The organism is Mesorhizobium sp. M0145, assembly GCF_040322355.1.
Lineage (GTDB): Bacteria > Pseudomonadota > Alphaproteobacteria > Rhizobiales > Rhizobiaceae > Mesorhizobium.
This window is the reverse complement of record NZ_JAMYTK010000007.1, coordinates 17,926-43,187: the sequence shown is the minus strand read 5'-3', so window position 1 is coordinate 43,187 and position 25,262 is coordinate 17,926. Positions and strand designations below refer to the sequence as shown.

Here is a 25,262-nt window from a genome sequence, read left to right as displayed (position 1 = left end):
CTGATCCGCCGGAAAAGGAAATGCGACGGAGAGCCAGCGGCACTCCGTCGCATTGGCTCCGGTCGGCTATTCCACCCAGGACTGGCTGACAATCCAGTAGAATTGCGGGCTGAAGGTGAAGTTCTTCAGCCTGGAAGAGATCACATCGACGCGCTTTGGCGTGAACAGGACAGCGACCGGAGCCTTGTCCGTCACAGCCTTGTCGATGGCGGTCCAGAGTGTCGCGCCCTTGGCCGGATCGGCGATGGTGGCTGCCTCTGCCTCGTCCATCGAGGCGTCGATCGACTTGTCGCAGAACCCCGAAATATTGACCGAGGCGTCGGAGCCCGGCGTGAACGAGGCACAGCTGAACAAGACCTGCAGGAAATTCGATGGCGCCGGGTAATCCTGGAACCATTGCGAGATCGAAATCTGCACCTTGTTATTGGTGTTCTGGATGTAGGTGAACTGTATGTTCTGCGAGATCGGCTTGACCGACGTCTTGTAGCCAAGCTGGTTGAGCACATCCTGCAGGTAGACGCCGATCGCCTTGGAGACCGTGGTGTCCTCGGTGATGATCGTCACCTCCTGACCTGCGGTTCCCGATTCCGCGACCAATTGCTTGGCCTTGTCCATATCCGGCGCCGACCACTTCTCACCTGGATTGGCGGTGAACGGGCAATAGGCTGCGAATGACGGGAAGCCCGGCGGCAGGATCTGACAGGCCGGCTGCGCCAGATTGCTGCCGCCGAACAGCTTGACGATCGCGGCGCGGTCGATCGCGAAGTTCACAGCTTGGCGAACGCGGATGTCGTTGAACGGCGCCAGATTGGTGTTCATCGGCGCATACCACATTGCCGTCAGCGGGTGAACCGTGACCTGCGCGGCATATTTGGTGCCGAGTTCGGCGAGACGGTCGGACGGCGGTGGGTCGAACATCCAGTCCGCCTGGCCATTCTCGACCGCCGTCACCGCCGCCTCGTCGGTAAGGCCGAATTCATAGTCGATCTCGTCCGGATATCCGGCCGGCTGCGCTTCCTTGCTCCATTCCTTGAAGTGAGGATTGCGCACAATCTTCATTAGCTTGTTGGGGTCGTAGCTGGCGATCATGTACGGTCCGGTACCCGGGATCGGATCGGTGCCGGCGTCCTTCAGCGGCGCGCTCGCCGGCAGGATCGACGCGTGTGGAACGGCCAGCTTCTGCAGGAACTCGGCATCCGGCTGGACCAGGTTGAAGGTAATGCTTCCGGCCGCATCGTCGACCGACAGGCCACCTTCGAGGGTGCATGCAGCGGGGGCCTTCAAGCACGCATCCGCGCCGACGATGCCTTTGTAGAAGGTCCCGGCCGTCGGCCCGCTGATCTTGAAGATGCGTTGGAACGAAGCCACCACGTCCTTCGTGGTGACATCCGAGCCATCCGCGAATTTGATGCCCTTGCGCAGCTTGAAGACGTAGGTCTTGCCGCCGTTCTCGACCTGCGGGAGGCTTTCCGCCAGGTCCGCGACGACTTCGAAGCCGGTCTTGTCCCCGGCCTTCTTGTAGGTCACCAGGCCATCGTAGAGGACATAATTGATCTGGAAATACTGCAGCGTGTAGTTGATGTGCGGATCGGCGGTGCCTGCCGCGGCATTGGCCAGCAGTCGGAGTGTGCCGCCTGGCTTGCCCTCGGTGGCCAAGGCACTGCTTGCCGGCGACATCATGGTCACGCCGAGCAGAGCCAGGCAGGGTATCAACGCTGCAAATGCTTTTTGGGGTCGCATATTTGTTCCCTCATGGAGGCGTGTCGGCTTTTGCCGCGCTGAACCCGGTCGATCGACCATTGCGCGGCTGAAACAGTCTGGGTTTGCGAACGGTGTGCGCTACTTGGCCCGATCGCAAAAGACTACGGCGAGCGAAGCCGGACGGGATAGCTATTAAGATAGATAGGGTCGGACAGGCTTATCCCGCCTATTTGTTGAGCAGCCGGCCGACATGGCTATTTGACAAGCAATCATCAGCGGGTAAGCTTGCCCGATGCAAAGCCTTCCAGGCGATCTAGAGAGCCGGTTCGAAACCGGAATGAGCATCGACGCTGCCATGGCGGTGGCAACGGAGGTGCTGGAGCCCATCGGTTTCACCGCATTCATCTACGACTATACGCCCGTGCCGGTCAGTCACAAGGGCGAGCTTATCACGCCGTCGCTGATGGCTCTGCGCAACGTGCCGCGCGACATGCAGGATCTCTGGTGCAAGGGCGGATATTATCAGCTTGACCCGGTGCAGGAGGCCGCGCTCACCGTATCGAGACCGTTTCTCTGGTCGCACAGCGGCGTTCAGAGCACCGTCATGCAGCGCGTGCTCCAGTCCAAGCACGATCCTGTGGTCAGCTATTTGCTTGACACGAGGATGACCTGCGGCGTCACCGTACCCATTCGCCTTGCCGGCGGCGATCTCGCCACCTTCACCGCGATCCGTGCCGATCCGGAGGCCGGGTTCGAGCTCGAAGCCAGACCCTTGATCGCCGAGATCGGAGATCTGGGTCATCTGCTGCATGACTCCGCCTACACCGGTTTCGACGCCGGAATCCGCACCTGCCAACATGTCCATCTGACGTCGCGCGAACGTCAGTGCCTGCGCCTGGCCGCTGCCGGACTGACGGCCAAGCAGGTCGCGCGTGAGATTGGCCGCGCGGTGCCTACCGCAACGCTGCACCTCAACGCGGCGACGCGAAAGCTTGGCGCGCGCAACCGCTTCCATGCCATCGCGCTCGCCGCCCATTACCGGCTGCTCGAACCGGAGCATTGAGGCTCGTGACCTGCGGGGGATCGGCCTTGCCTCGGGCAAACCCATAACCGGCGAACCTATAAATAGTGCTAGCTGTAAATGCGCTGGGCCGCTTAGTACCGTCGGCCGCACACAAGGCTTGGGAGGGGTGCACCAAAGTGGCTCCTGCCGCGCCATGATGCGGAGCTTGGACTGTGACGGCACATGCGATCACCGAAGGATTTAGCGACTACAAGGGCTATCGCACCTGGTACCGTGTGACCGGGGACCTCGGGTCGGGCAAGCTGCCCCTGGTCGTCGCTCATGGTGGACCGGGCTGCACCCACGACTATGTGGACTCATTCAAGGAGCTTGCCGGAACCGGGCGAGCCGTCATCCACTACGATCAGATCGGCAACGGCAAATCGACCCATCTGCCGGACAAGGGCGGCGACTTCTGGACCGTCGATTTCTTCCTGGGCGAACTCGATGCGTTGCTCGCCCATCTCAGCATTGCCGGCCATTATGCCCTGCTCGGCCAGTCCTGGGGCGGCATACTCTCGGCCGAGCACGCCGTGCGCCGCCCTGAGGGGCTCAAGGCATTGATCCTGGCCAATTCGCTGGCCTCGATGGCGCTGTGGGTGGAAGGAGCCCGGCAATTGCGCACCGAGTTGCCAGCCGATGTGCAAAGTGCGCTCGACCGGCACGAAGCGGCGGGAACCACCGATCACCCCGAATATGTTGCGGCGACGAAGGCTTTCTACGACCGTCATGTCTGTCGCGTCGTTCCGATGCCGCCAGAGGTCGCCCGGACATTTGCGGCAATCGAGGAAGATCCGACCGTCTATCACACCATGAACGGTCCCAATGAGTTCCACGTCATCGGCACGATGCGGAATTGGACCATCGTCGACCGCCTGCATCGGATCGAGGCGCCGACCCTGGTTTTCCGCGGCTTCTACGACGAAGCGACCGAGGCCTGCGTCCAGCCCTTTCTGGATCTTATCCCGTACGTTGAAGGCCTGGTCTTCCCGAATTCCAGCCACATGCCGCATGTGGAGGAAAAGTACGACTGCCTCAGCGCCGTCGGGCGCTTCCTGGCCAAATACGATTGACGTTCCAGCGCCAGGTCTTCTGTTCCAACGGATCGTCGACACGACGCAGTCGTCGTGAGGCAGGTTCAGAAAACCTCGAACCGTCCCATTTCTCTGCCGACGCACATTGCTATGCCTCGGTGATGGCGACGCCACGCTATGTGGATGTCCCGCAAAGGCCTGCAGGGTCGTCCGATGAGGCCAAATCACGGGCAGAATGCCAGATCACGGACAGCATAAAGGAGCCCATTCGAGCGCCTTTTCCATTGCCCGCGGAGGCAGGGGCCTAACGTTGCGGCGCAGATTGGCATGTCGCCGGCATGGCCGCAATCAGCCTGCCCTCCCCTGAACTGGCATCCCGTCGCTGAAAAACCTGACGGATACGGAGGACCAAGTTGCCGGTGGGTACGGAAAGTATCGGACCCAAAGTTTCGCCAAGCAGTTGCAACCGAATTCATTAGCCGGCGTTAAAGTGCGGGTGATCTAGCGGGGCATGGGGAGGCTTTCATGCAGACGTATCTCGTCGAGCGTATGGACGGCGACGATGTTATCTCGGTGCGCGTTGTCAACGCGCCGAGTCCGTTCAGAGCCGCAGCTATGATGACGGGCGGGCGTATTACCTTCCGAACGTGGGAAAAGGATTGGATCCGCGTGACCGACGAAAATCGGGGACAGATCTATGCCTATTGTTTCGTCCCCGGCAGCTATTCCGACACCGAAGCATCGCCGGTGTCGTCCGGAAGAACCACCGAATAGGCAATATGCCTGAATAGCGGCAATTCCATCTTCGACCCCACCTTGGTCTTCGAGCCCGCCTTGGCATGTGTCCGTGTCATGCGCACCACAACAGCCAGCGAGCCCGGCATGATTGGCTCGGCCGGCGGCTTGCGAAACAGGCGAAGTGACTAACCAAGCGCCCTTGAGGGAAGATCAGGGCATCATCAGAATGATCGATGAAAAGATTGGGGCGGGGGGCGATAAGTGACCCTAATCTTAGCGTAGGCAACTCATGTCTTCGGCATATTTGGGATCAGAAGTCGCGGATCAGGATCTAGCGGTGGATTGTCAGACAACGACCTCCGATAATTGGTCCAGTGTCCCACAATACGCACTGGATCAGGGTGGTCCCGTACTGCGCCCATTTCAAAGATTGGGCGTCGATTTTACCAACATTGCGGCCTTCGATCACCTGAGAAATGTCGTCCGCCAGTACCCCGACAAGCTTGCAATCAGCGACGGCGCCAATCGTCTGACCTATTCCCAGCTCCTCCGGTCAGTCGAGACGCTGTCCCACCAGATCGCGGCGACCGTCCCAGACGGACAGGCGATAGGGATTCTTCAGGCCAACTCGGCCTGGTATCCCATTGCCATGCTGGCAAGCATGACGGCTGGGCGGCCTTCGGTGCCACTCAACGCGCGAGATCCTAGCTCGCGTATCCTTGAAATCGTGGCCGGGGCGCGGCTCTCAGCTGTCCTGGGCGAGGGCAATGTCCGACCCGATGGATTGCCCCACCTGGTCAGTTGGATCGATGTGTCGACCAGTGCGGCCTCGCAGGCTGGGCAAGTGCCTCGTTCTTATTCCGTCTCGGTCGATGCGCCCGCCATCGTGCTTTATACGTCAGGGAGTACGGGCCGGCCCAAAGGCATCGTTAACAGCCAGCGCAGCTTGCTGTGCCGGGTCCAGCAATATGTCGATGCGTGCCACATCAACTCGGATGATGTTTTCCTGCCATTGACCGGACCCGCCACAATCGCCGGGTGCCGGGAGATTCTTGCTGCTCTTCTCACCGGCGCCACCTTGCATCTGGTCGAAGTCGAAGCGGTCGGCCTGCGCGCCGTTCAACGCCTGGTGCGATCCGAAGACGTGACAATCACCTATCTGGTGCCGGCACTGCTTCGCGCGCTTATGGCAGACGGACCTGCAGAAGCGTTCCATTCACTCAGAGTCGCCCGGATCGGTGGCGAGAAGGTGCCCTGGACCGACATCGCCCTGCTGCGCAAGGCCGTCTCCGATACGTGCCTTATCCAGATCGGTTACTCGTCAACCGAGACCACCGGCTCGCAATGGTTCCTGCCGCGAGACTGGCCAGAGCATGGAGATTCGGTTCCAGTTGGCTGGCTGCTGCCTGGAATCACCTTCGCAATTGTCGACGAAGCGGGCCGCCGCGTTCAACCGGGCCGCAGCGGAGAGCTTCTGATCAGGAGCCCGTATGTCTTGCTTGGCCATTGGGAGGACGGGGCGGTTGTGCCGGCAACATCAGACCCGCACGATCCAGGCCTTCGGATTTTCGCGACAGGTGACCTCGTTCGACTTGATGATCAAGGCCTACTGCACATCGTCGGTCGCAAGGGGCGCCAGGTAAAAATCAACGGTCGACGCGTCGAGCCAGCCGAACTCGAACGGGTGCTGCGTTGTGCACCCTCTGTCGCGGATGCCGTGGCAATCGTGACGGCCGCGAATGAGCTTGTCGCCTTTGCTGTTCCTCGGCGCTCGGCCGAAGCGACCTTTTCGGACGAGCTTCGCCAGCTTGTCAGGACCAATCTGCCGCCGCCGCTGCGTCCCTTGCGGTTGCACACGATCGCCGAGATTCCGCGTCTGCCGAGCGGCAAAGTCGACATCACGACACTTGCAGAGATGGATCTTTCAGCCAGAGAGACAGCGGCGACCGCGCGTCCGCTCGAGCCGCGAGGCAAGCTGACCGCGCAGCAGGTTGTCCAGCGGGCATGGACCAGCATTCTCAATACGCGCGTGGCGGCAGGACGCTGGGATGACGCCGGAGGAGATTCGCTGAAGCTGCTGCACTGCGTCATGGAAATCGAAAGCGCCATCGGGCAGGAACTCGGCCTTGAGGCCTTCACCGTCGGGATGAGCCTGGAGCAAATGGTCAAGGCGGTCGTGTCCGCCCAGGCAGGCGATCAAAGCGCGCGCGCCCAGAAGCACGACCCTCCCATTCTTTTTCTGTTCCCGGGGTCCGTCGGCTATGGCCCGAGCCTTGCAGCCTTTGCAGCAGCGATGGGCAAGGTGACCCGCGTTGCCCCGATCAGGTATCCGGCCCTGGCTATGATACTGCGCGGACAAGACAGCCTCGCCGATATGGCCGACGCCGCCGTCGACCAGATCCGCCGCGCCCAACCCTCGGGCCATGTACGACTTCTCGGCCATTCGCTCGGCGGCGCTGTTGCCTTCGAAGTTGCGGCGCGGCTGCTGGCAGCGGGGCGAACCGTAAAGTTCCTCGGCATCCTCGACACCAGCCTCGTCGGGGAGCGAAGCGCCCGCTGGGAGACGTTTACGCGCACATTCAATCGAATCCGAACCAACCGCGTGTCCGCTTACCGGATGGCATGCCGCGCCCTCGCGAAAGTCGCCGTGGCAATGAAGCGCGAGGCACAACTGGTCCAGTTTCTCGACCGCTTCGCTCAAGGACAGTTCAACGCGACGAGCTTTAGAACCAAACTGGAACTGCAAGAGGTTTTGCGCGCGCAAGCCTTCTTCCAGTGGGTGGCCGAGCCAAAGCCGGCTCTGCCGATCACAGGCACCCTGTTCCGCTGTGCTCGACCCGGAATGCCTCTGGCAATCGGCTGGGATAGCGTCTTCGCCCATCTGGACGTGATTCCGATCGTCGGCAGCCACATCGATCTGGTTGTAGAGCCTCACCTTACCACCAATCGTCCCCTTATCGAGAAAGCGGTGGCGAAAACCTATTCGCCAATCGAGTCTCGCAAACTGGAGTACAAGCCATCGACCTGATCTCAACATTCGGCAAAGACGCCCTGGTGCTCGACGCTGGCGCGGAAGTCGATCGCATCGTCCAGATCTTGCGCCAGCAGGTCCTCGGCACGCTGCGACGTCGAGGGGTGGTTGTCGGCCTCTCAGGCGGCATCGACAGCTCCGTCGTTGCGGCGTTGTGTGTTCGCGCCTTTGGGAAAGGCAAGGTCCTCGGGATATTCATGCCGGAGCGCCATTCCTCCGGCGACTCACTGAGGCTCGGCCGCATTGTCGCCGCACACCTTGGTATCGAAACGATCCTGGAGGATATAACGCCGGCCCTGGAAGCGATCGGCGCCTATAGACGGCAGACCGAAGCAATCCAGACCGTCGTTCCCGAATATGGGGACGGCTGGAAATGCAAGCTGGTGCTCGCCTCGGTTCTCGAGAGCAACGGTCTCAACATCACGCGCCTCACGGTTCAGGACCCCGAGGGCAGGACCGACACGGTGCGCCTGCCGTCGGCAGCCTATCTGCAGATCGTCGCTGCAACCAACTACAAGCAGCGCCTGCGCAAGATGACCGAATACTACCATGCCGACCGCCTCAACTACGCGGTAGCGGGCACGCCGAACCGCCTGGAGTACGACCAGGGCTTCTTCGTCAAGCAGGGCGACGGAATTGCCGACCTGATGCCAATCGTCCACCTCTACAAGACCCAGGTCTACCAGTTGGCCGAATATCTTGGGGTGGAGGAAGAGGTCCGGCGCAGACCGCCCACCACAGACACCTTCTCGATGGCGCAGAGTCAGGAGGAGTTCTACTTCGCGCTTCCTTATTATCTGATGGATCTGTGCCTCTACGGCTTGAACCATGGGATCGCCGACGAAGACGTCGCCGAGGCAACCGGCCTCACCGTGATGCAGGTCCAGAAGGTTTTCAAGGATATCGACAGCAAGCGGCGCGCCGCACGTTATCTTCACGCGCGGCCGTTGGTGTCCTCTTCAATGGGCGAGGGCTAGGCGATGTGCGGCATCGCCGGAATTGTGTCGCTGAGCGCCGCAGCGGCGCCCCCTTCCCGCGATGCGCTGATACGCATGGCGGGCGCGCTGGCGCATCGCGGCCCGGACGAACGCGGCCTTTACCGGGACAGACGTGCGGGATTGGCGCATGCCCGCCTGTCCGTCATCGATCTCGCAAGCGGCCAGCAGCCACTCGCCGGCGCGGGCGACACAATGTGGATCGTCTTCAACGGCGAAATCTTCAATTACGTCGAGCTGCGACAAGACCTGGTCGCGCTCGGTTATCGCTTTCGCACACGCAGCGACACCGAGGTCATCGTCCATGCCTATCATGCCTGGGGCGAGGCCGCCTTCGAGCGAATGAATGGGCAGTGGGCAGTCGCCATCTGGGACTCCGTGGCAGGTCGTCTCGTCTTGTCGCGGGATCGGTTCGGCATCTGCCCGCTGCACTTTTGCGAGCATGGCGGACGGCTTTATTTCGCCAGCGAGGTGAAGGCCATTTTCGCGGCCGATGCGGATATACCCCGCGCCTTCGATCCAGCCGGCATCGATCAGACTTTCACACTCTGGACTGTCGCGCCGCCACAAGGCGTGTTTGGAGGAGTAAGCGAACTCACGCCGGGGCATGTCCGCATTTATGACAGCGGCGTCGTCCGGGAGCGGGCTTTTTGGAAGCCTGACTATCCAGAGGTTGACGGACCCGGCGATGATGAATTCACCGGCTCGCTTGATGACGCGGTGGAGGAAGTGCGCAGCGCCCTGGAAGCCGCGACGGCGCTCAGGATAGTACGCGCCGACGTGCCGGTCGGCTGCTATTTGTCCGGCGGGCTCGACAGCTCGCTGGTCGCCACGCTGGGGAGACGCTTCGCGGGCGAGCGCTTCCAGACTTTCTCGCTGCGTTTTGCCGACGCCGAGTATGATGAGACGCATTTCCAGCGCCTGGTTGCCGGCGTGGCCGGCAGTGACCATCATGAGGTGGTTGTTTCGCGCAGCGATATCGCTGGCATCTTCCCTGAGGTGATCTACCACACCGAGCGGCCAATCCTCAGGACCGCGCCGGCGCCGCTGTTCCTGCTCTCGAGACTGGTGCGCCAGCACGGCATCAAGGTCGTGCTGACCGGCGAAGGGGCCGACGAAATGTTCGCCGGCTACGATTTGTTCCGCGAGGGCAAGGTCCGCCGCTTCTGGGGACGCCAGCCCGCCTCGACGCGACGCTCGCGGCTGCTGGAGCGCCTCTATCCCTATCTCAGCCGCTCGCCGGTGCAGCAGCAGGCGATGGCACGCCAGTTCTTCGGGCGCGACATCCACGCCTGTGACGCGCCTGGTTTTGCGCATGGCACGCGCTGGCGTACCACAAGCGCCATCAAGCGGCTGTTTTCGGCAGACATGCGCGCCCAAACGGAGCGCCGCAACGCCGTGTCCGAGCTGCTTGCCCGCCTGCCGCCGGAGTTTTCGCGATGGGGCTCTCTTGCGCAGGACCAGTATATAGAGATTCAGACGCTGATGTCGGGATACCTGCTTTCCTCACAAGGGGACAGAATGCTGATGGCTCATTCCGTCGAGGGGCGCTTCCCGTTCCTCGATCATGAACTCGTGAGACTCGCGAATTCGCTTCCTGCCGCCTACAAGCTGCGCGTGCTCGATGAAAAGCATGTGCTGAAGCGCGTAGCGCAACCGATCGTGCCGTCGGAAATCGTCACCCGCAAGAAGCAGCCTTACCGGGCCCCCAACGCGCTCTGCTTTGTCGCAGATGGCGCTCCGGCCTACATTCGCGAAGCACTTTCGGAGGCGGCGCTGCGCGAAGCGAACGTCTTCGATCCCAAGTCGGTTACCCGGCTCCTGAACAAGTGCCAGGCCAGCGCCGGCGACGGCGACCTGTCCAACTCCGACAATATGGCGCTTGTCGGGGTGCTGTCGACGCAGCTTCTTCATCGGCAATTTATCGCGAGCCTTCCAAGTGGGGCTCGCACGCTCAAGCTCAGCATCGATATCGACCGCGAACACCGCGAAGAGGTGCTCGCATGATGCATGGCGCCGTACCGCTCCTGCATGACTATCTCACCCACTCTGCCAGCCGGCTCGGCGAGAAGGTGGCCCTGGTGTGCGGCAATCAACGTGTCACTTATGGCGATCTCGATATGCGTTCGAACGCCATAGCGCACCATTTGACCGATGCCGGAATTGCGCGTGGCGATCGCGTGGTGGTCTTCGCCGACAACACTGTCGAGGCCGTCATTGCGTTCTGGGCGGTGCTCAAGGCCAACGCCGTGGTGTGCATCGTCAATCCGCTCACCAAAAGCGACAAGCTTGATTATCTGCTCAACGATTGCCGCCCGACGGCACTGATCACCGACAAACACCTGCACTCGATTTTCAGGGAGCCGGCGCGGAATTGCCCATCGTTGCGCCGCATGATCGTCTCCGGGCCGATCGAACACAGCGACCTGCAAGAATTGCCGCATGCTGTGCGCTGGGACGCCGCGGTCGCGGCAGCCCGCAGCACGCCGCCCTCGCGCCGCTGCATCGACATCGATCTCGCTGCGATCATTTATACATCCGGCTCGACGGGCGAGCCCAAGGGGGTGATGCTGACGCATCGAAACATGATCGCCGCGTGCGCCTCGATTTCCTCATACCTGGCGCTTGCCGAAGACGAGGTGATCCTCAATGTCCTGCCGCTCGCCTTCGACTACGGTCTTTACCAGATGATCATGGCATTCGGCGCGGGCGCCCGGCTGGTGCTTGAGCGCTCGTTCGCCTTCCCGGCGCAGATCCTTGGGCTGATCAAGCAAGAAGGGGTGACGGGTTTTCCCGGCGTACCGACCATCTTCGCCGCACTCGGGGAGCTCAGGTCTCTCAGGGATCAGGATTTTTCGAGTATTCGCTACGTCACGAACACTGCGGCCGCCCTGCCGCTCAAGCACATTCTCCTGCTGCAGGAGCTGTTTTCTGGCGCCCGCATCTATTCGATGTACGGCCTTACCGAATGCAAGCGCTGCACCTACCTGCCGCCGGAGGATCTGGAGCGAAAGCCGTCGAGCGTCGGGATCGCCATCCCCAATACGGAAATGTGGATTGTCGACGAGCATGACAGGCGGGTCGGCCCCGGCATCGTTGGTCAGCTCGTCATCCGCGGAGCGACGGTGATGAAGGGCTATTGGGGCAAGCCGGAGGCGACAGCCAGGAAGCTCAAGCCTGGCCCGCTGCCGGGTGAGCAGGTCCTATACACCGGCGACTACTGCCGGATGGACGCCGAGGGCTATCTCTACTTCGTCGGTCGCGGCGACGAGATCATAAAATCGCGCGGAGAGAAGATAGCGCCGAAGGAGGTGGAAAACGTGTTGATGAACATTGCGGGCGTACGGGAAGCCGCGGTCATCGGCGTTCCGGACGAGCTGCTCGGGCAAGCAGTGAAGGCATTTGTCGTGATGGAGCAGGGAAGCATGATCGGTGAAAAGCAGTTGCAGAAAGAGTGCCAGAGACGGCTGGAAAACTTCATGGTTCCGAAGTCCATCGTCATCGTACCCAGTCTGCCGATGACCGACACGGGTAAGCTCAAAAAAACGGCCCTGTCATGAGTCGGTACCAGGGCGAAGTTGATCAGCATTCATCTTTTGTACCGGAGGCGAAATCAATGTTATCTACCAAGGATAGAACCGATACCTGCAGCGAACAAATTCGCGCTTTCCTGGCTTCGAATTTCTATATAGCCGATCCCGAGAGCCTGGAGAGCGACACCTCGCTACTCGACCAGGGCATCGTGGACTCGACGGGTGTGCTCGAGGTTATCGGCTTCATCGAGGAGACCTTCGGCATCACGGTCGAAGACAGCGAGCTGCTGCCGGAGAATCTCGATTCCATCGAGGGAATTGCGCAATACGTCATGCGCAAGAGAAACTGACGCAAGAGAAACTGATCGCCGAAATCTCGCGCAACTCTGTTTCAACTTCCCGGCCGTTTCTAGCCGCGACAGCGCGTCTACCTGCCGCGGCTGCGATGCTTACGCCTGCGCCCTCGTATGTCCCACAACCACCCTGCCCTCACCGGCCTGGTTGGTGACTGCCCGGATACTCGAATAGGCCTTGGAACGCTCGAGCAAACTCATGACCTGCCGGTCCTGGCCAAGCCCCACCTCGAAAAGCAGGATGCCTCCGCGCCGCAAATAGCGCGGCGCCTCCTTGAGCACCCGCATGTGGATGCTCAGGCCGTAGGGGCCGGCTGCGAATGCTTCACGCGGCTCGAGCTCGACCAGATGCGAACGGTCGCCCTCGAGCCGTTTTTCCGAAATGTAGGGCGGGTTGCAAACGATCACGTCGATCGTGCCATCGAGCTCCAAGCCTGAGAAGGCGCTGAACAAGTCGCCCTGAAGCACCGTTACCCGGTCCTCGATTTCAAGATGGGTGACGTTGCGGCGCGCGACCTCCACGCATCCGTCGGTAAGATCGCTTGCCCACACGCGCGCGGTGGGAGCGTGGTGCGCGATGGCGCACGCCAGATTGCCCGCCCCACAGCACATGTCGACAACGCGAGGCACCGGCAGGTTCAGTTGGCTCAGGACATCGAGAGCGGCCTTGCCGAGCAGTTCCGTTTCCGGCCGAGGAACAAGCGCACCGGGCGAGACCAGCAACTGCAATCCCATGAAGGTGCTGCGCCCCCTGCCGTAGGCATCGGCAACGTTGATCTCTTCGCTCACGACACTCGCCTCCCGATTTAGCCGGCGTTGGTGGCCGACAATTGCGTACCGATGAAGTGTATCTCAAAACCGTTTAACTCTCGATCGACAAAATCAAAACCGATCCCTCCCCAGACGCTTTGAAGCCTTGATGCTACAAAGATGACCATAAGCTTCTGCGCCGTGTCATGATTAGGAATATCTCCTTACCCGACCCGGTTATCCCCAGCCTGGCGAGCCAGTTGCCGAATTCTCAGCCTGGCGTCACGATTTTGCTACATTTTAATCAAAGAAGGCACGTATGTAAGCAATTCGTAATGTTCAGCAGCGGGGCGGGGCTGCTGCTTCCCGGAAGGTTAAAGTTTGTCCCTCATCGAAAGAATCGACGAGATTGCGCGGCAATTTCGCGTCAACGAGCGCACATCATGAAGTCGACCAAAGGGCGCTCGCTCGATCTCCGCTCCGCAATGTTCGGCTGTGTGCACGGCCTCGTCGGCGTAGGCATTTTCTCGGCATTGATAAATATCCTCGCCTTGACCGGCTCCGTCTACATGCTCCAGGTCTATGACCGCGTGCTGCCTTCGCAGAGCGTGCCGACTCTTGTCGGATTTACAGTCGGGATGCTGGGACTTTACGCGGCCTATGGGCTCCTCGATTTCGTGAGGCTTCGCCTGTTGGTCCGCATCGGCAGCCGCCTGCATAGAAATCTGCAGCAAAAAGCGTTCGCAGCCTCGCTTTCCCTGCCCCTCGTCGCCGGGCCGGATGCGAACCGGGTACACCCGCTTCGTGATCTGGACCAGCTACGTGGCTTTCTTTCCGGGCTCGGGCCGACAGTCTTATTCGACGCTCCCTGGATACCATTTTATATGGTGGTCATCTATCTGCTGCACCCCGCGCTTGGCGTGCTGGCAACGCTCGGCGCATGTGCCGTTGTGTTTTTGACGGTGGTTGCCGAGATCATCGGCCGCAAACCTGCGGCTCGTGCATCTGAGACACTCGTAGCGCAGCGGCTTCTGGCCGACTCCGGCCGCCGCAACGCAGAGGTTGTTCAGGCGATGGGCCTTTCCGCCCCGCTTAGCCGGCGCTGGAACGAGATCAGTCATCTTTATCTGAAGAACCAGGAACGGCTCTCCGACGTCGTCGGCGCAGCAAGCTCACTGTCGAAGACGCTCCGAATGGCCCTGCAATCATGTGTGCTAGGGCTTGGTGCCTATCTTGTGATCGGCGGCGAGGCCTCGCCTGGCGTGATCATTGCATCGTCCATATTGCTGGGCCGCTCGCTGGCGCCGGTCGATGTGGCGATCGCAAACTGGAGAGGGTTTCTGGCAACCCGCAAAAGCTATACCGAACTGTCGGCAGCCCTGGATGCTTTTGATAGCCAGCAAGAGCCAATGGAACTGCCCGGCCCGAAGGCTGAGCTTGCGGTCGAGGAATTGACCGTCGCGCCACCAAGCCTGCAGAAGCCCACCATCTTCAATGTAAGCTTCCGCTTGGCGAGAGGCGCAGGGTTGGCGGTCGTCGGCCCGAGCGGCTCCGGCAAGACCACGCTCGTGCGCGCTTTGGTCGGGGCATGGAAGCCGCTTCGTGGCACGGTAAGATTGGACGGCGCCTCGCTCGATCAGTGGAATTCAGAACTGCTCGGCATTCATATTGGCTACCTTCCGCAGGACGTTGAGCTGTTCGACGGGACGATCGCCGACAACATTTCGAGGTTCGGCGGCAAGCGCGACGCAAAAGGCGTGCTGGCAGCTGCCAAGGCTGCGGGCGTGGACAAGATGATCATGCGTCTTCCGCAGGGTTTTCAAACACGCATCGGAGAAGGCGGCGCGGCCCTTTCGGCTGGGCAGAGGCAGCTCGTCGGGCTTGCCAGGGCACTTTACGGCGATCCATTCCTCGTCGTTCTTGACGAACCAAATTCCAATCTGGATGCAGACGGTGATGCTGCTTTGGCCGGCGCAATCCTGGCAGTGCGTCAGCGCGGCGGTATCGTGATCGTCGTTGCGCATCGCCCCTCCGCTCTCGTCAACATCGATCAGGTACTCGTCCTGTCGAACGGGATGCTCCATTCGTTCGGCTCGCGCGAAGACGTTCTGGCAAATGTGATCCGGCCCTTCCCGCGCCCGGACAAGCCAAACATTGTCGTTCCGCTGCAGCACGGTGCAAGCGGGCATGCGTGAGGTATTGCTTAGTGTCTAACGTGACCATGTCGTCATATGCTGCGGTTGGCGGCGAAGGCCAGCCGACCGGGGAGAAGCCGGAGCCGGATGGGATTCGAGCCAATCTACCCTGGGGTACTCTGGTCCGGAGCCTAGCAGCACATTGTCGTTCCGCCGCACAAAGGTGCAGCCGGACATATGCGAGGTATCGCTCTGCTGTTGCCGTGTCGTCATACGTCGCAGCCGGTGGCGAAAGCCGTTCGTTGGAGACGAAGCCAGAGCCGGATGGCATCCGGGCCAATCTGCTCTTGGGCCTGGCAACCAGCTTGCTGTTGATCTTTGGCGGAGGGCTCTGGTTGGGATTGACCAAGATTGCCGGCGCGGTGATTGCGCCCGCAACCGTGGTGGTCGAAAGCAACATTAAAAAAGTCCAGCATCAAACCGGCGGCACCATCGGCGGAATCTTCGCGCAGGACGGCGATCATGTGAAGGCCGGCGATGTGTTGGTCAGGCTGGACAACACATTGACCCGAGCAAACCTGCAGATAATCACCGAGGACCTCAATCGCGCCACCATTCGTCTGGCCCGACTGGAGGCCGAGCGCCAGGGTCTGCCGGAAATGCAGATCCCGCCCGACCTTCGCGCTCAAATGGGCGACCCGCAAGTGGTGGCACTTGTCAGTGGCGAGCGTGCCTTGTTTGAAAGCCGTGCTGCGGCGCTGGCTGGCCAGAAGGCACAATTACAAAGCCGCGCGAAGCAGCTGGAACGTCAGATCGATGGCCTCAAATCGCAGCAGTCTGCAACGGACGAGTCTCTGGATCTGCTGACCAAGAACCTTGCGGATGTCGCATCTCTCTACGCAAAGAAGTTGGTGTCCAAGGAGAGGTTGAGCAATGTCAGCCTGGACAAGACCCGGGCTCGCGGCGAATCGGGACGCCTTGTCGCAGCGATAGCAGAGGTACAAGCTCACATCAGTGAAACGGACCTGCAGGTGCTTCAGCTCGACGAACAAATGCGGAGCGACGTGACCAACGAACTTCGCGAAACGGAAGCCAAGCAGACCGAGCTCAGTGAGCGCAAGGTGGTGGCCGAAGACGAACTCAGCAGGACAGACATTCGTGCCCCGCAATCGGGCACAGTACAAGAATCCTCGGTCCATACCGTAGGAGGCGTGATTGGCGCAGGAGAGGTGCTCATGATGATTGTGCCCGATTCCGACAACCTTGTCGTCGACGCTTCCATTCCTCCGTCGCGTATCGATGAGATTCATCCCGGACAGCAGGTGTCGATCCGCTTTCCAGCGTTCGACGCCGGCACCACACCTGCTTGCGAAGGCTCGGTCAAGCGCGTCTCAGCGGATCTGATCAAGGATCAGCAACGCCAGCTTTCCTTTTTTTCGGCGCGCATCGACGTCGAGAATGAAGCGACGTGCCTGACAGGAGAGAAAATACTCAAACCGGGCATGCCCGCCGAAGTCCACATAAGAACCGACGAGCGCAGTGTCTGGTCCTACTTGATGAAGCCCCTTACCGACCAGTTTTCCAGGGCCTTCAGGCAGTAAAGCGGTTGCGAAACGCGCCCCGATCTATCGGGTCGCCGCATTTTCGAGAGCGCTGCTGAATCTGACCTCGATCGTGTCTCCCGGCATGACCTCGGTGTCTTCTTGGGCAAGCTGTTTTCGCCATTCTTCGCCGACCTTGCGAATGATCGTGACCTCGGCCTGGACCTTTTCGCCGGCAACCGGCAACGGCAGTGCGGCAGCTCCCGTGGGCTGCAACTTTTGGCTGGCGGCGCGAAGCCTTGCGCTAACGTCGGCAAGGCGCACGTTGGTATCCTTCAACTCGATCAGCAGACCCATCCTTCTTTGGTTGTCATTGCGTTCGTGCTGTCTGGCAAAATCGTCCTGCTGACGTCGTGCTCTCATAAGCTCAACCGACGTTTCGAGTGCCCGGCTGGAAGAGAGAACCAAAGCGCGCCGAACGTCGGCGAGCCGGTTGTTGGTGAGATTTCCGGACTCAAACGCTTTCCTTACGCGCGCCAGATCGTCTTCGTCCGCCTTCACCCCATCCGCTTCGGCCTGCTCGCGTTTGAGCAAGGTCTCGGTTTGTGCGGCGGCATCCTTGCCGCTTTTATCCAGAAAGCCCTGCTCTTGCTGGAAGTTGTCCAACGAGAGCTTCAGCCCTTCCGCTTCAGCCTGCGCGATCGCCGACGCAAAACTTGCCGGCAAGGGAGATCCTTGTGGTGGCTGCATGTCGAAAGTCGGTTTGTCCTGAAGTTCGGCGCGGATGCGGGCGCTATGAAAATAATCTCTCGTATATTCCCCCCAAAGCGACTCGTAATCGCGCCGCAGATCCACCGGATCTGGGCCAACCTGGTTTGCCCGGGACCGCAAAAGGCTGAAACCGCCTGACACCGCAATCGCCTGCCGCACGGTCATCAGCGGGCGGTAGGCCTGCTGTCCGGGAGTGAGCACGTCGCCGGTCACATAGATCGGTCTGTACTCCGCAACCACAGCGGTCACGTCTGTCGGCTTGATGACGATCATTTGCTCCCGCCCATCAGGCAGACGCTGGTGGAATATCTTGGTCGGCAAGATCGTCTGCATGCGCGTTTGCAGTTCAGCCGGAGTTAAGCCGCCCACCGAAACCATACCGACTTCGGGAAGCGCGATCGTGCCGTCCATCTGGACCACCGCACGTTGCGTTCGCTCCGGGATGGAGGCAATTCCAATCTCGACGGTGTCGCCGGCAGAAAGTCGATAGGCGACCCGCGGTTCCGCTGCAGCAGCCGTATCCATGGCAGCCAGCATGCCGAGCACGACAATAAGGATTCGATCAACGAGGACCATGGGCGACAATCTCCTTCTGGCTCGAATCCGGCGATACCGCGGCCGCAATCAACAGCGGAGCCAATCCTCCCGGGCGAAAGCTCATGTCATGTAACCCATTTCGTGTCGCACCCGGCCTTCGCTGAGGCGCCCTTGCCACCATCCGATGGTCCGCTCCAAGCCTTCGCGCAGGCTGGTCTGGGCACGCCATCCAGTCTTGCTTTCGAGGAGCGAAGAATCGGCCAGCAAGGCACGCACCTCGGAATTCTGCGGCCGCAGGCGGCGCTCGTCGCGGTGAATTGGTTTCTTGCAGCCACTCAACTCGATCACCAGATCCAATATGTCCGAGATCGTCACAGCGCGCTGGCTTCCGGCGTTGTAGGCATGGCCAAATTCGAGCTCGGCCGAACCTGCGGTCAAAAACGCCGCCGCGGTGTCTTCCACGAAAGTAAGATCGCGGATCGGGCTTGTGTCTCCCACCATGATCGCCGGGCATTTTTTGTCGAGAGCCTGGCGTATAATGGTCGGTACGATGGCCCGCTCACTCTGGCGCGGGCCGTACGTATTGAAGGGCCGCATGATGACCACGGGGATGTCGAACGATCTGGCGTAGGACTCCGCCATCATGTCCGCGCCGATCTTGGATGCCGAATATGGTGACTGTCCCTGCAACGGGTGGGATTCGCTGATAGGCATTGTCAGCGCGGTGCCGTAAACCTCGCTTGTCGAAGTGTGCACTACACGCTCCGTCTCCCATTGGCGCGCCGCTTCGAGAACGTTGACCGTGCCCAGGATGTTGGTCTCCACATAGGACTGGGCAGCGGCATACGAATACGGGATAGCTATCAGTGCGGCGAGATGAAACACGACCGCCTGGCCACGCACGATCCGGTTAAGGAACGCGCTGTCGCGAACATCGCCGCGGACGAGATTCAACTGGCGTCGTATGGTGTCGGGCAAATCGTCCAGCCAGCCGTGGCTGTCGAAGGAATTGTAGAGTGCCAGCGCGGTGACGTCGGCGCCGCCGCGGACGAGTGCTTCGGTGAGATGAGAACCGATGAACCCGTCGGCACCCGTAACCAGAACTTTCCTGCCCTTGTATGCCATGACCCAAGCGTTCCCCCTATGACGTGAGGCACTGACTTTGCAAATCCACGAGAGCGCGGATGTCCCACCTGCTCTCAAGGTCCAATCGGCGGCGGCGAAACCACGCCAAGCACCGCCAGCAAGCCGCGCACCATCCACACAACATCGGAGCCGATCGTGCGCTGCGGATAATAGGAAAGGTCGAGCCTGGCTTTGGCAGGAAACAGAACCTGGCGATAGAACAGTAGCGGGTCCACCGATCGCGGATAGAAACGGGCTTCATGCCGGAAGAGAACCTGGGCTGGACCCAGCAAGCCTGGCTTGTATTGTAAAACGTCTTCGAAGCCCCCGCGAAAACAATCGGCGAAGGCAAGGCTCTCCGGGCGTGGCCCGATGATTGCCATCTCGCCTCTGAAGACGTTCCAAAGCTGTGGCAGTTCGTCGAACTTGGTGACGGCGAGGAACCGTCCTATCGGCGTCATGCGGCTGTCATCGGCCATGGTCAGAGCCAAGCCACCGGGGTCGCATTGAACGCTGAACTTGCGGAACTTGTACATGCGGAATGGGCGAGCACCGGCCCCGACGCGGGTCTGTGTGAAGAAGATGGGCCGCCCGCCTTCCAGCAGCAGCGCCACGGCAATCAGCAGCATCAGCGGGGCGAAGACGATCGCCGCGGCTGCAGCAATGACGAGATCGATTGCTCGTCTCGCAGACCCATGGGCGGCGCTCGAGACGTTAGACCGGTGAATGGCTAGGTCCAGGGCATTCATGCGGCTGTTCCTGTCTGAGCGCAATTATTGACCGCCGCGGCAAGAGCGACGACTACCGATTCGACCAATGGCGCGGTGATCTGCGGATGCAGCGGTACAGTCAGTTCGCGCTGCGCGAAATCTTCAGTGCGCGGTAAGTGAGTACCGGGAATGAGCTCACGATAGAGCGTCATCTGGTGCACCGGCGGGTAGTGGATAGTGGTTTGTATCCCTTGCCCGCGCAGTGCGTCGATGACGTCTTGCCTGTCGGCGTAACGTGGCAAAAGGATAGGCATGATGTGGTAGGCCGACGTCCGCGGCTCGTGGAACGGGATGGTCACGGCCGGGCAATGCTTCGCTATGAGACGGCGATACAGCATGACCAGGATACGCCTGATCTCATTCCACTCCTGCAGATTTTGCAGCTGGACCAGTCCGATCGCAGCCCGCAATTCATCCATGCGATAGTTGAATCCGAGCATGGTGACATCATACTGAGGGGTGCGGCTGTTCAGCCTTTGACGCGTCCCGGTGGTCATCCCATGTCCACGCGCCTGGCGGATTGTCTCGAGCAGACCGGCATCCCTGGCGATCACAGCCCCGCCTTCCGCCGTGGTCATGTTCTTGTTGCCGTAGAAGCTGAAGGCGGCTGCGGCACCAAATGTCCCCACCTCCTTCAAGCCCGGCGCATGCGCCGCGTCCTCGACGATGTGCAGCCCCCGGGCACGGGCGAGCCTCTGCCATTGTTCCCGATCGGCGAGGTAGCCGGCGAAATGAACGAGAATGATTGCCTTGGTGCGGGCCGTGCATTTCGCTTCGGCTTCCACGATCGACATCAGCGGCACGTCGGCTGACTCGATGTCGACGAAAACCGGCGTCGCACCGACATAGAGGACCGCATTTGCGGTCGCCACGAACGTCAAGGATGGCACCAGCACCTCGTCGCCCGGTCCGATGCCAAGTGCGTGCAAAATGAGATGAAGCGCTGCGGTGCAAGAACTGACCGCGACGCAATCCTCCGCATCATGAACGTCGGCAAAAGCTTGTTCGAAGGCTCGTACCTGCTCCCCCATGGTCAGCCAGCCGCTGTCGATGACCTTGGTCAAAGCAGTCTTCTCCGGCACACCCAAGATCGGGGCACTGACCAAGAGCATCACAACCTCCTAGACTGATAACTGTGGGAACCGGGCTCGTGACTTCATCATGCAGCCGTCGCAGTGACCTCGATCGAGGCCGACTGGTCTTCCCAGGAAATGGTCTGTGCGTTCTGAAAATCGTCGACGCGCCCGATATCGAGCCAGAGACCCTCATGTTTGTACACGTGCACGGTTGTGCCGTTCTGCATCATCTGCAGCATCAGGTCGTCGAACCCAAAGGGTATGCCGGATGGGATAAACTGCAGAACATCCGGGTTCATGCAGTAAATTCCCATGCTGACCAGATGCGAAAGCGTCGGCTTCTCGCGAAAGACCTGCACGGTATTGTCGACTTCGTCGATGACGCCGAAATCCATCTTGATCAGGCGACAGGCTGTTGCGATCGTCACTGGATCGGTGTGCTTACGGTGCGCTGCTACAAATCGACTAAGGCTTAGATCCGTGAGGACATCGCCATTGAGAACGATGAATGGCTCCGTCAGTTCATCCCTGATCAAAGACAGTGGCCCGATGGTGCCAAGCGGCTCCATCTCCTGCGTATATCGAATTTTCAGGTTCCACTGCGAGCCATCTCCACACACGGTGCGGATCAAGTGGCCGAGATATCCGGTTGTAATATAAACTTCCTGAATGCCGTTGCGTCGCAACCATTTCAGAAGCATCTCGAGAACCGGCCGTGCGCCGATCGGCATGAGCGGCTTCGGCAAGACCGAAGTGAAGGGGCGGAGGCGTGTTCCCATTCCTCCACATTGAATAACCGCTTTCATCCTGGTCCTCCCTTGTTCATTCGGCCTGAACGCTATCGTCACGGGCCGGCTATCCTGCCCTGGTCAGCACCCGGGAAACGCGTTCTTGTCCCCTCAGAAGAACCGGTGAGATTTCCCGTAGAAGACCGGTGAGATTTCTCCACTGTCCCCTGATCCGGACATTGCATCTGGATGGTATGTGGCCGTCAGGGTGGATGTCGTCGTGCATTCGAATGGTAACAATTCAGCCGTTTTGCTGTTCTATATCTTTAGACCTATAGCACTGCTGAACGACCGGCCGGTCTGTCAGCTGTCCAAAAGGTCAGAACGTATGTTCGACGACGTTCGGCGGGTTTCGCTCACAAGGGGCAAAAAAAGAGGAGCGTTTCCCGTCATTTAAGATTATATTAGAAATCTGGCGTTTGCGGTGTTGGGGGTGCCGCAGCGTCGGCTGGATGAATCGACGAGATGATGGCCACGACTTTCAGGCCATTACCGTTCAATCCATTCAGATAGGCGTTGGGGTAGTTCAATGTATCGAATCGTCATCGCCGACGATCACGGCTTGTATCGTCGCGGCTTGCGATTGGCACTGACCGCAGGCATTCCAGGTGTGGAGATCTTTGAAGCGTCCTGTTTCGACGCGGTGCTCAGTTTGCTGGCAGAGCAGTCGTTCGTGGATCTTGCGATCCTGGATCTGAATATGCCGGGCCTGTTCAATCAAGAAGTGCTCGGCGGGATCCTGTCTGCCTATCCGGACACGCGATTTGCGATCGTTTCCGGAAACGATTCACGCTCGGAAATACTCACGGCTCTGTCGATCGGGCTTCACGGCTACATCGTAAAATCGCAGACGGACGAAGAGGTTGTTTTGGCCGTCAATGAAATCCTCTCCGGCCGCATCTATGTTCCTGCACTTCTGTCACGCCCGGGAGCGACGCAAACAACCCACGCGCATACCCATTCCGACGACAAAGGCCCACAGAGGCGTACCGCTGGCGTCAACCTTGGCAGGCTGACTTCGAGGCAAAAGGAAGTCCTCAAGCTGATGGCGGAAGGCTATTCAAACAAGGAAATTGCGCGCGATCTGGAAATCGCAGAGGCGACCACGAAAATCCACGCTGCTGCGGTTCTGCGTGAATTGGGGGTACGCAATCGGACCGAGGCTGCCGTTATGCTGAAGACTTGGCTTTCGAGACATGCCAGCTAGAGCGCCGCGCGTCCTTTTGGACGTGCAAACGGCGTCCCAAGACTCCTCATGCATTTTACTGCATATCCCAAAGCCGCGGCGCAGCTTTGGGCCGACGACATTCTTGGAAGGAACCCTGCGCATCTCAAAGGCCGCTCAGCGCGACCCGCCTTTAGATATCTGCTTTCCGATTGGAGCACTGCACTACAATCCGATTTCCTTGCGTGACAGCCGCAGCGAATACCGCAACCCTTGGTCCGATATTTCCAGCCTGGGAGAGTGACCGACAAGCGGCGCTCCATCCACTCCGATTATCATGGAACCGAAGCCATGACGGACTACGCTTGAGGTCCTACGCCGCCCCGATTCCACCCACTCGAACACGATATCGCTGCCTGTTTCTTCAGGTGCGAACGTCCAGCTTACGTCGATCCGGCCTTTTGGATCGGCAAGCGCTCCATATTTCATGGAATTGGTGGCAAGCTCGTGAACGATCATTGCAAAACTCTCGGCGGCGCCTCCCGACATCGCCACGGAAGGACCGCTGACCGATATCGCACGTGTTCCAATATATGGGTGCAATTCTTGCGCAACGAGATCGTTTATCGCCCCCGATACGCTGCCGTTGCGTGAAAGAAGCAGATGGGTTGCCTCGAGCGCGCGTATCCGGTCGATCAGCATTTCCTTGTATTTGGCGACGTTGTTTCCGGGAACATCGACCATTTTCACGAGCGCCGTGATCACCGCGAAAACGTTGCCGAATCTGTGACGCTGTTCGAGCATGATGCGCTCCCGCTTCTTTGCCGCGGCGCGCAGCAGCGTGGTTTGTCGTCTCTCGCTCAGGTCGGCAGCCACTCCAAGCCGCTGTCCACCATCATCATGTCTTTCCTCCCTTCCGCGCAGCGCAACCCAGCGGATATGTCCGTCCGGTCGGCGGACGCGTATCTCAACATCGTAATTCGTGACCGATGGTGCGGCCTTTCTCGATGCCGCCAGCTTTGGCCAGTCCGCCGGATGAACGACAGCTGACAGCTCCTCCAAACTGCGGCTATTGGCCTGGGCCAGGCCGAGAATGTCCCAGAACGTGTCCGAGCCCGTGACTATCCCGCCTTTAAGGTCTATGCGCCACGTGGCCAAGCGTCCAGCAGACAGAGCGAGGTCCAGCCATTCCTTCTGGGCCCGAAGCGCTTCGTGAACAGCGCGTCGTTCCGAAATATCGTCGACCACCACGAAGATGCTCTCCGAGAGGCCACCCTCGGGCACGGACGAAGAAAGCGTTAGCCTGGCCCAGAATGCCGTACCGTCCTTTCGTGACAGACGCACCTCCGAAACGAACGAAGAAATGTCATTGCCCAGCCTCGCCAGCAATTGCGCCAAGGTATCCCGGTCGTTCGGATGGGCGAGCGTATCGAGCTGCAGTTGGGCAAGCTCCTCCTCCTTGTACCCGGTCATCTCACAAAGGCGTCTGTTGGACTGCAGCAACTCACCTTTCTTGTTGGTGTTCGCGAATCCCATGGCAGCACGTTCGAAGGCCCAACGATAGCGGCTTTCGGTCGCCTCGACGGCAGCGAGCCTGGCCTCCGCGACTTCCAGCAACTCACGCAAGTCCTGCCGCAGACGATGGAAGGTCATGGCAATCACGCCACCCGAAACCAGAAGCAGGATTGCGCGTGCCCAATCTCCACTTGAAATCTGATCGTGTCCTCGTGCCCACAGCCCGACAGCCACCATCAGAATGGTCGCAGCGAGCGCCGGTACGCGGTCTTCGAGATAGGCGATAATAATAATAGCCGGAATAAATTCCAGAAAACTGGCGCCTTGCCCAATATAGGCTGACGATTTTATTTCAAATATCAGTGTGGCAGCTAACACCGATGCAGAGGCAATATGAGTTAGCAATCTGCCCGACGGGTTCGAATTCGACCTGCGCGACTGCGAGCTCATGGACACAGACTACAACCTTCTGACTAGCCCGTCGAGACTAGAGCAAAAAACGTACAGCTTAGTACCACTGCCGGATTGCCATACCGCTATCATAGCGCGCATTTTATCGGACGCAGCGGGGCCTAAGAGCTGCCTTAGAACTGTCGGATCATATTAAGTTTTCAAGGTGGTGATGAACGTATTATCCGTCA

Annotated in this window: 19 protein-coding genes; 11 read left to right on the top strand and 8 right to left on the bottom strand. The window is 59.9% G+C overall.

What is annotated here, in order from left to right; translation table 11 throughout:
- Window positions 1–66 precede the first annotated feature (66 nt).
- Window positions 67–1,740 (bottom strand): ABC transporter substrate-binding protein, encoded by a 1,674-nt coding sequence (locus NKJ28_RS13250; RefSeq protein ID WP_352635886.1) that lies wholly within the window; start codon window positions 1,738–1,740, stop codon window positions 67–69.
- Window positions 1,741–2,038: 298 nt separating this feature from the next.
- Between NKJ28_RS13250 and NKJ28_RS13245 the strand changes: the two genes are divergently transcribed.
- The 8 genes from NKJ28_RS13245 (at window position 2,039) to NKJ28_RS13210 (ending at window position 12,445) form a co-directional block, all read left to right on the top strand.
- Window positions 2,039–2,764, top strand: coding sequence for a LuxR family transcriptional regulator (locus tag NKJ28_RS13245; RefSeq protein ID WP_352455332.1), 726 nt, complete (start codon window positions 2,039–2,041; stop codon window positions 2,762–2,764).
- A gap of 173 nt (window positions 2,765–2,937) precedes the next feature.
- Complete coding sequence (locus tag NKJ28_RS13240; RefSeq protein WP_023675634.1) at window positions 2,938–3,837, top strand: proline iminopeptidase-family hydrolase; 900 nt, start codon at window positions 2,938–2,940, stop codon at window positions 3,835–3,837.
- A 486-nt stretch (window positions 3,838–4,323) separates the two neighbouring features.
- Complete coding sequence (locus NKJ28_RS13235) at window positions 4,324–4,572, top strand: hypothetical protein (protein ID WP_156937305.1); 249 nt, start codon at window positions 4,324–4,326, stop codon at window positions 4,570–4,572.
- 253 nt (window positions 4,573–4,825) lie between these two features.
- The gene (locus NKJ28_RS13230; RefSeq protein ID WP_023675632.1) at window positions 4,826–7,564 is read left to right on the top strand and encodes a non-ribosomal peptide synthetase; all 2,739 of its coding nucleotides are present in this window, start codon (window positions 4,826–4,828) and stop codon (window positions 7,562–7,564) included.
- Window positions 7,561–8,544: an NAD(+) synthase gene (gene nadE / locus NKJ28_RS13225; RefSeq protein ID WP_023675631.1), complete on the top strand. Its 984-nt coding sequence runs from the start codon at window positions 7,561–7,563 to the stop codon at window positions 8,542–8,544. The genes NKJ28_RS13230 and nadE overlap by 4 nt, the downstream gene beginning before the upstream one ends.
- Window positions 8,545–8,547: 3 nt before the next feature.
- Window positions 8,548–10,569 carry an asparagine synthase (glutamine-hydrolyzing) gene (gene asnB / locus NKJ28_RS13220; protein ID WP_023675630.1) on the top strand — a complete coding sequence of 674 codons (2,022 nt, stop codon included), beginning with the start codon at window positions 8,548–8,550 and terminating at the stop codon, window positions 10,567–10,569.
- Window positions 10,566–12,122, top strand: a complete 1,557-nt coding sequence (locus tag NKJ28_RS13215; protein ID WP_352635883.1) for a class I adenylate-forming enzyme family protein — start codon at window positions 10,566–10,568, stop codon at window positions 12,120–12,122. Before asnB ends, NKJ28_RS13215 begins: the two co-directional genes overlap by 4 nt.
- A gap of 56 nt (window positions 12,123–12,178) precedes the next feature.
- Complete coding sequence (locus NKJ28_RS13210; protein ID WP_023675628.1) at window positions 12,179–12,445, top strand: acyl carrier protein; 267 nt, start codon at window positions 12,179–12,181, stop codon at window positions 12,443–12,445.
- 99 nt (window positions 12,446–12,544) lie between these two features.
- Here NKJ28_RS13210 and NKJ28_RS13205 read toward each other — a convergent pair whose 3' ends face one another.
- Window positions 12,545–13,237, bottom strand: a complete 693-nt coding sequence (locus NKJ28_RS13205; protein WP_023675627.1) for a N5-glutamine methyltransferase family protein — start codon at window positions 13,235–13,237, stop codon at window positions 12,545–12,547.
- A 404-nt stretch (window positions 13,238–13,641) separates the two neighbouring features.
- Between NKJ28_RS13205 and NKJ28_RS13200 the strand changes: the two genes are divergently transcribed.
- Complete coding sequence (locus NKJ28_RS13200) at window positions 13,642–15,393, top strand: type I secretion system permease/ATPase (protein WP_352635881.1); 1,752 nt, start codon at window positions 13,642–13,644, stop codon at window positions 15,391–15,393.
- Between the two features lie 242 nt (window positions 15,394–15,635).
- A complete protein-coding gene (locus tag NKJ28_RS13195; RefSeq protein WP_352455326.1) occupies window positions 15,636–16,934 on the top strand; it encodes an HlyD family type I secretion periplasmic adaptor subunit in 1,299 nt (432 codons plus the stop codon).
- Between the two features lie 24 nt (window positions 16,935–16,958).
- Here NKJ28_RS13195 and NKJ28_RS13190 read toward each other — a convergent pair whose 3' ends face one another.
- From NKJ28_RS13190 to NKJ28_RS13170, 5 genes are all read right to left on the bottom strand, one after another.
- Entirely contained in the window at window positions 16,959–18,221 is a 1,263-nt protein-coding gene (locus tag NKJ28_RS13190) for a polysaccharide biosynthesis/export family protein (RefSeq protein WP_352455325.1), read from the bottom strand.
- A gap of 81 nt (window positions 18,222–18,302) precedes the next feature.
- Window positions 18,303–19,307: an SDR family NAD(P)-dependent oxidoreductase gene (locus NKJ28_RS13185; protein WP_352635879.1), complete on the bottom strand. Its 1,005-nt coding sequence runs from the start codon at window positions 19,305–19,307 to the stop codon at window positions 18,303–18,305.
- A gap of 74 nt (window positions 19,308–19,381) precedes the next feature.
- The gene (locus NKJ28_RS13180; protein ID WP_023675621.1) at window positions 19,382–20,056 is read right to left on the bottom strand and encodes a sugar transferase; all 675 of its coding nucleotides are present in this window, start codon (window positions 20,054–20,056) and stop codon (window positions 19,382–19,384) included.
- Window positions 20,053–21,189, bottom strand: a complete 1,137-nt coding sequence (locus tag NKJ28_RS13175) for a DegT/DnrJ/EryC1/StrS family aminotransferase (RefSeq protein WP_023675620.1) — start codon at window positions 21,187–21,189, stop codon at window positions 20,053–20,055. Before NKJ28_RS13175 ends, NKJ28_RS13180 begins: the two co-directional genes overlap by 4 nt.
- Before the next feature lie 47 nt (window positions 21,190–21,236).
- Window positions 21,237–21,959: a nucleotidyltransferase family protein gene (locus NKJ28_RS13170; protein WP_023675619.1), complete on the bottom strand. Its 723-nt coding sequence runs from the start codon at window positions 21,957–21,959 to the stop codon at window positions 21,237–21,239.
- Window positions 21,960–22,470: 511 nt separating this feature from the next.
- On the opposite strand from NKJ28_RS13170, the gene NKJ28_RS13165 reads away from it, so the two are divergent.
- Entirely contained in the window at window positions 22,471–23,148 is a 678-nt protein-coding gene (locus tag NKJ28_RS13165; protein ID WP_023675618.1) for a LuxR C-terminal-related transcriptional regulator, read from the top strand.
- A gap of 183 nt (window positions 23,149–23,331) precedes the next feature.
- On the opposite strand, the gene NKJ28_RS13160 is transcribed toward NKJ28_RS13165, so the two are convergent.
- Window positions 23,332–25,071, bottom strand: coding sequence for a PAS domain S-box protein (locus NKJ28_RS13160; RefSeq protein WP_023675617.1), 1,740 nt, complete (start codon window positions 25,069–25,071; stop codon window positions 23,332–23,334).
- Between the last annotated feature and the right edge of the window lie 191 nt (window positions 25,072–25,262).

Bases quoted from the DNA above. Each gene is read 5' to 3' on its own strand.
- NKJ28_RS13230 (WP_023675632.1), top strand. From the start codon at position 4,826: ATGTCTTCGGCATATTTGGGATCAGAAGTCGCGGATCAGGATCTAGCG.
- NKJ28_RS13250 (WP_352635886.1), bottom strand. From the start codon at position 1,740: ATGCGACCCCAAAAAGCATTTGCAGCGTTGATACCCTGCCTGGCTCTG.
- NKJ28_RS13190 (WP_352455325.1), bottom strand. From the start codon at position 18,221: ATGGTCCTCGTTGATCGAATCCTTATTGTCGTGCTCGGCATGCTGGCT.
- NKJ28_RS13185 (WP_352635879.1), bottom strand. From the start codon at position 19,307: ATGGCATACAAGGGCAGGAAAGTTCTGGTTACGGGTGCCGACGGGTTC.
- NKJ28_RS13245 (WP_352455332.1), top strand. From the start codon at position 2,039: ATGAGCATCGACGCTGCCATGGCGGTGGCAACGGAGGTGCTGGAGCCC.
- NKJ28_RS13175 (WP_023675620.1), bottom strand. From the start codon at position 21,189: ATGCTCTTGGTCAGTGCCCCGATCTTGGGTGTGCCGGAGAAGACTGCT.
- NKJ28_RS13180 (WP_023675621.1), bottom strand. From the start codon at position 20,056: ATGAATGCCCTGGACCTAGCCATTCACCGGTCTAACGTCTCGAGCGCC.
- NKJ28_RS13215 (WP_352635883.1), top strand. From the start codon at position 10,566: ATGATGCATGGCGCCGTACCGCTCCTGCATGACTATCTCACCCACTCT.
- NKJ28_RS13200 (WP_352635881.1), top strand. From the start codon at position 13,642: ATGAAGTCGACCAAAGGGCGCTCGCTCGATCTCCGCTCCGCAATGTTC.
- NKJ28_RS13170 (WP_023675619.1), bottom strand. From the start codon at position 21,959: ATGAAAGCGGTTATTCAATGTGGAGGAATGGGAACACGCCTCCGCCCC.
- NKJ28_RS13235 (WP_156937305.1), top strand. From the start codon at position 4,324: ATGCAGACGTATCTCGTCGAGCGTATGGACGGCGACGATGTTATCTCG.
- asnB (WP_023675630.1), top strand. From the start codon at position 8,548: ATGTGCGGCATCGCCGGAATTGTGTCGCTGAGCGCCGCAGCGGCGCCC.
- NKJ28_RS13160 (WP_023675617.1), bottom strand. From the start codon at position 25,071: ATGAGCTCGCAGTCGCGCAGGTCGAATTCGAACCCGTCGGGCAGATTG.
- NKJ28_RS13210 (WP_023675628.1), top strand. From the start codon at position 12,179: ATGTTATCTACCAAGGATAGAACCGATACCTGCAGCGAACAAATTCGC.
- NKJ28_RS13165 (WP_023675618.1), top strand. From the start codon at position 22,471: ATGTATCGAATCGTCATCGCCGACGATCACGGCTTGTATCGTCGCGGC.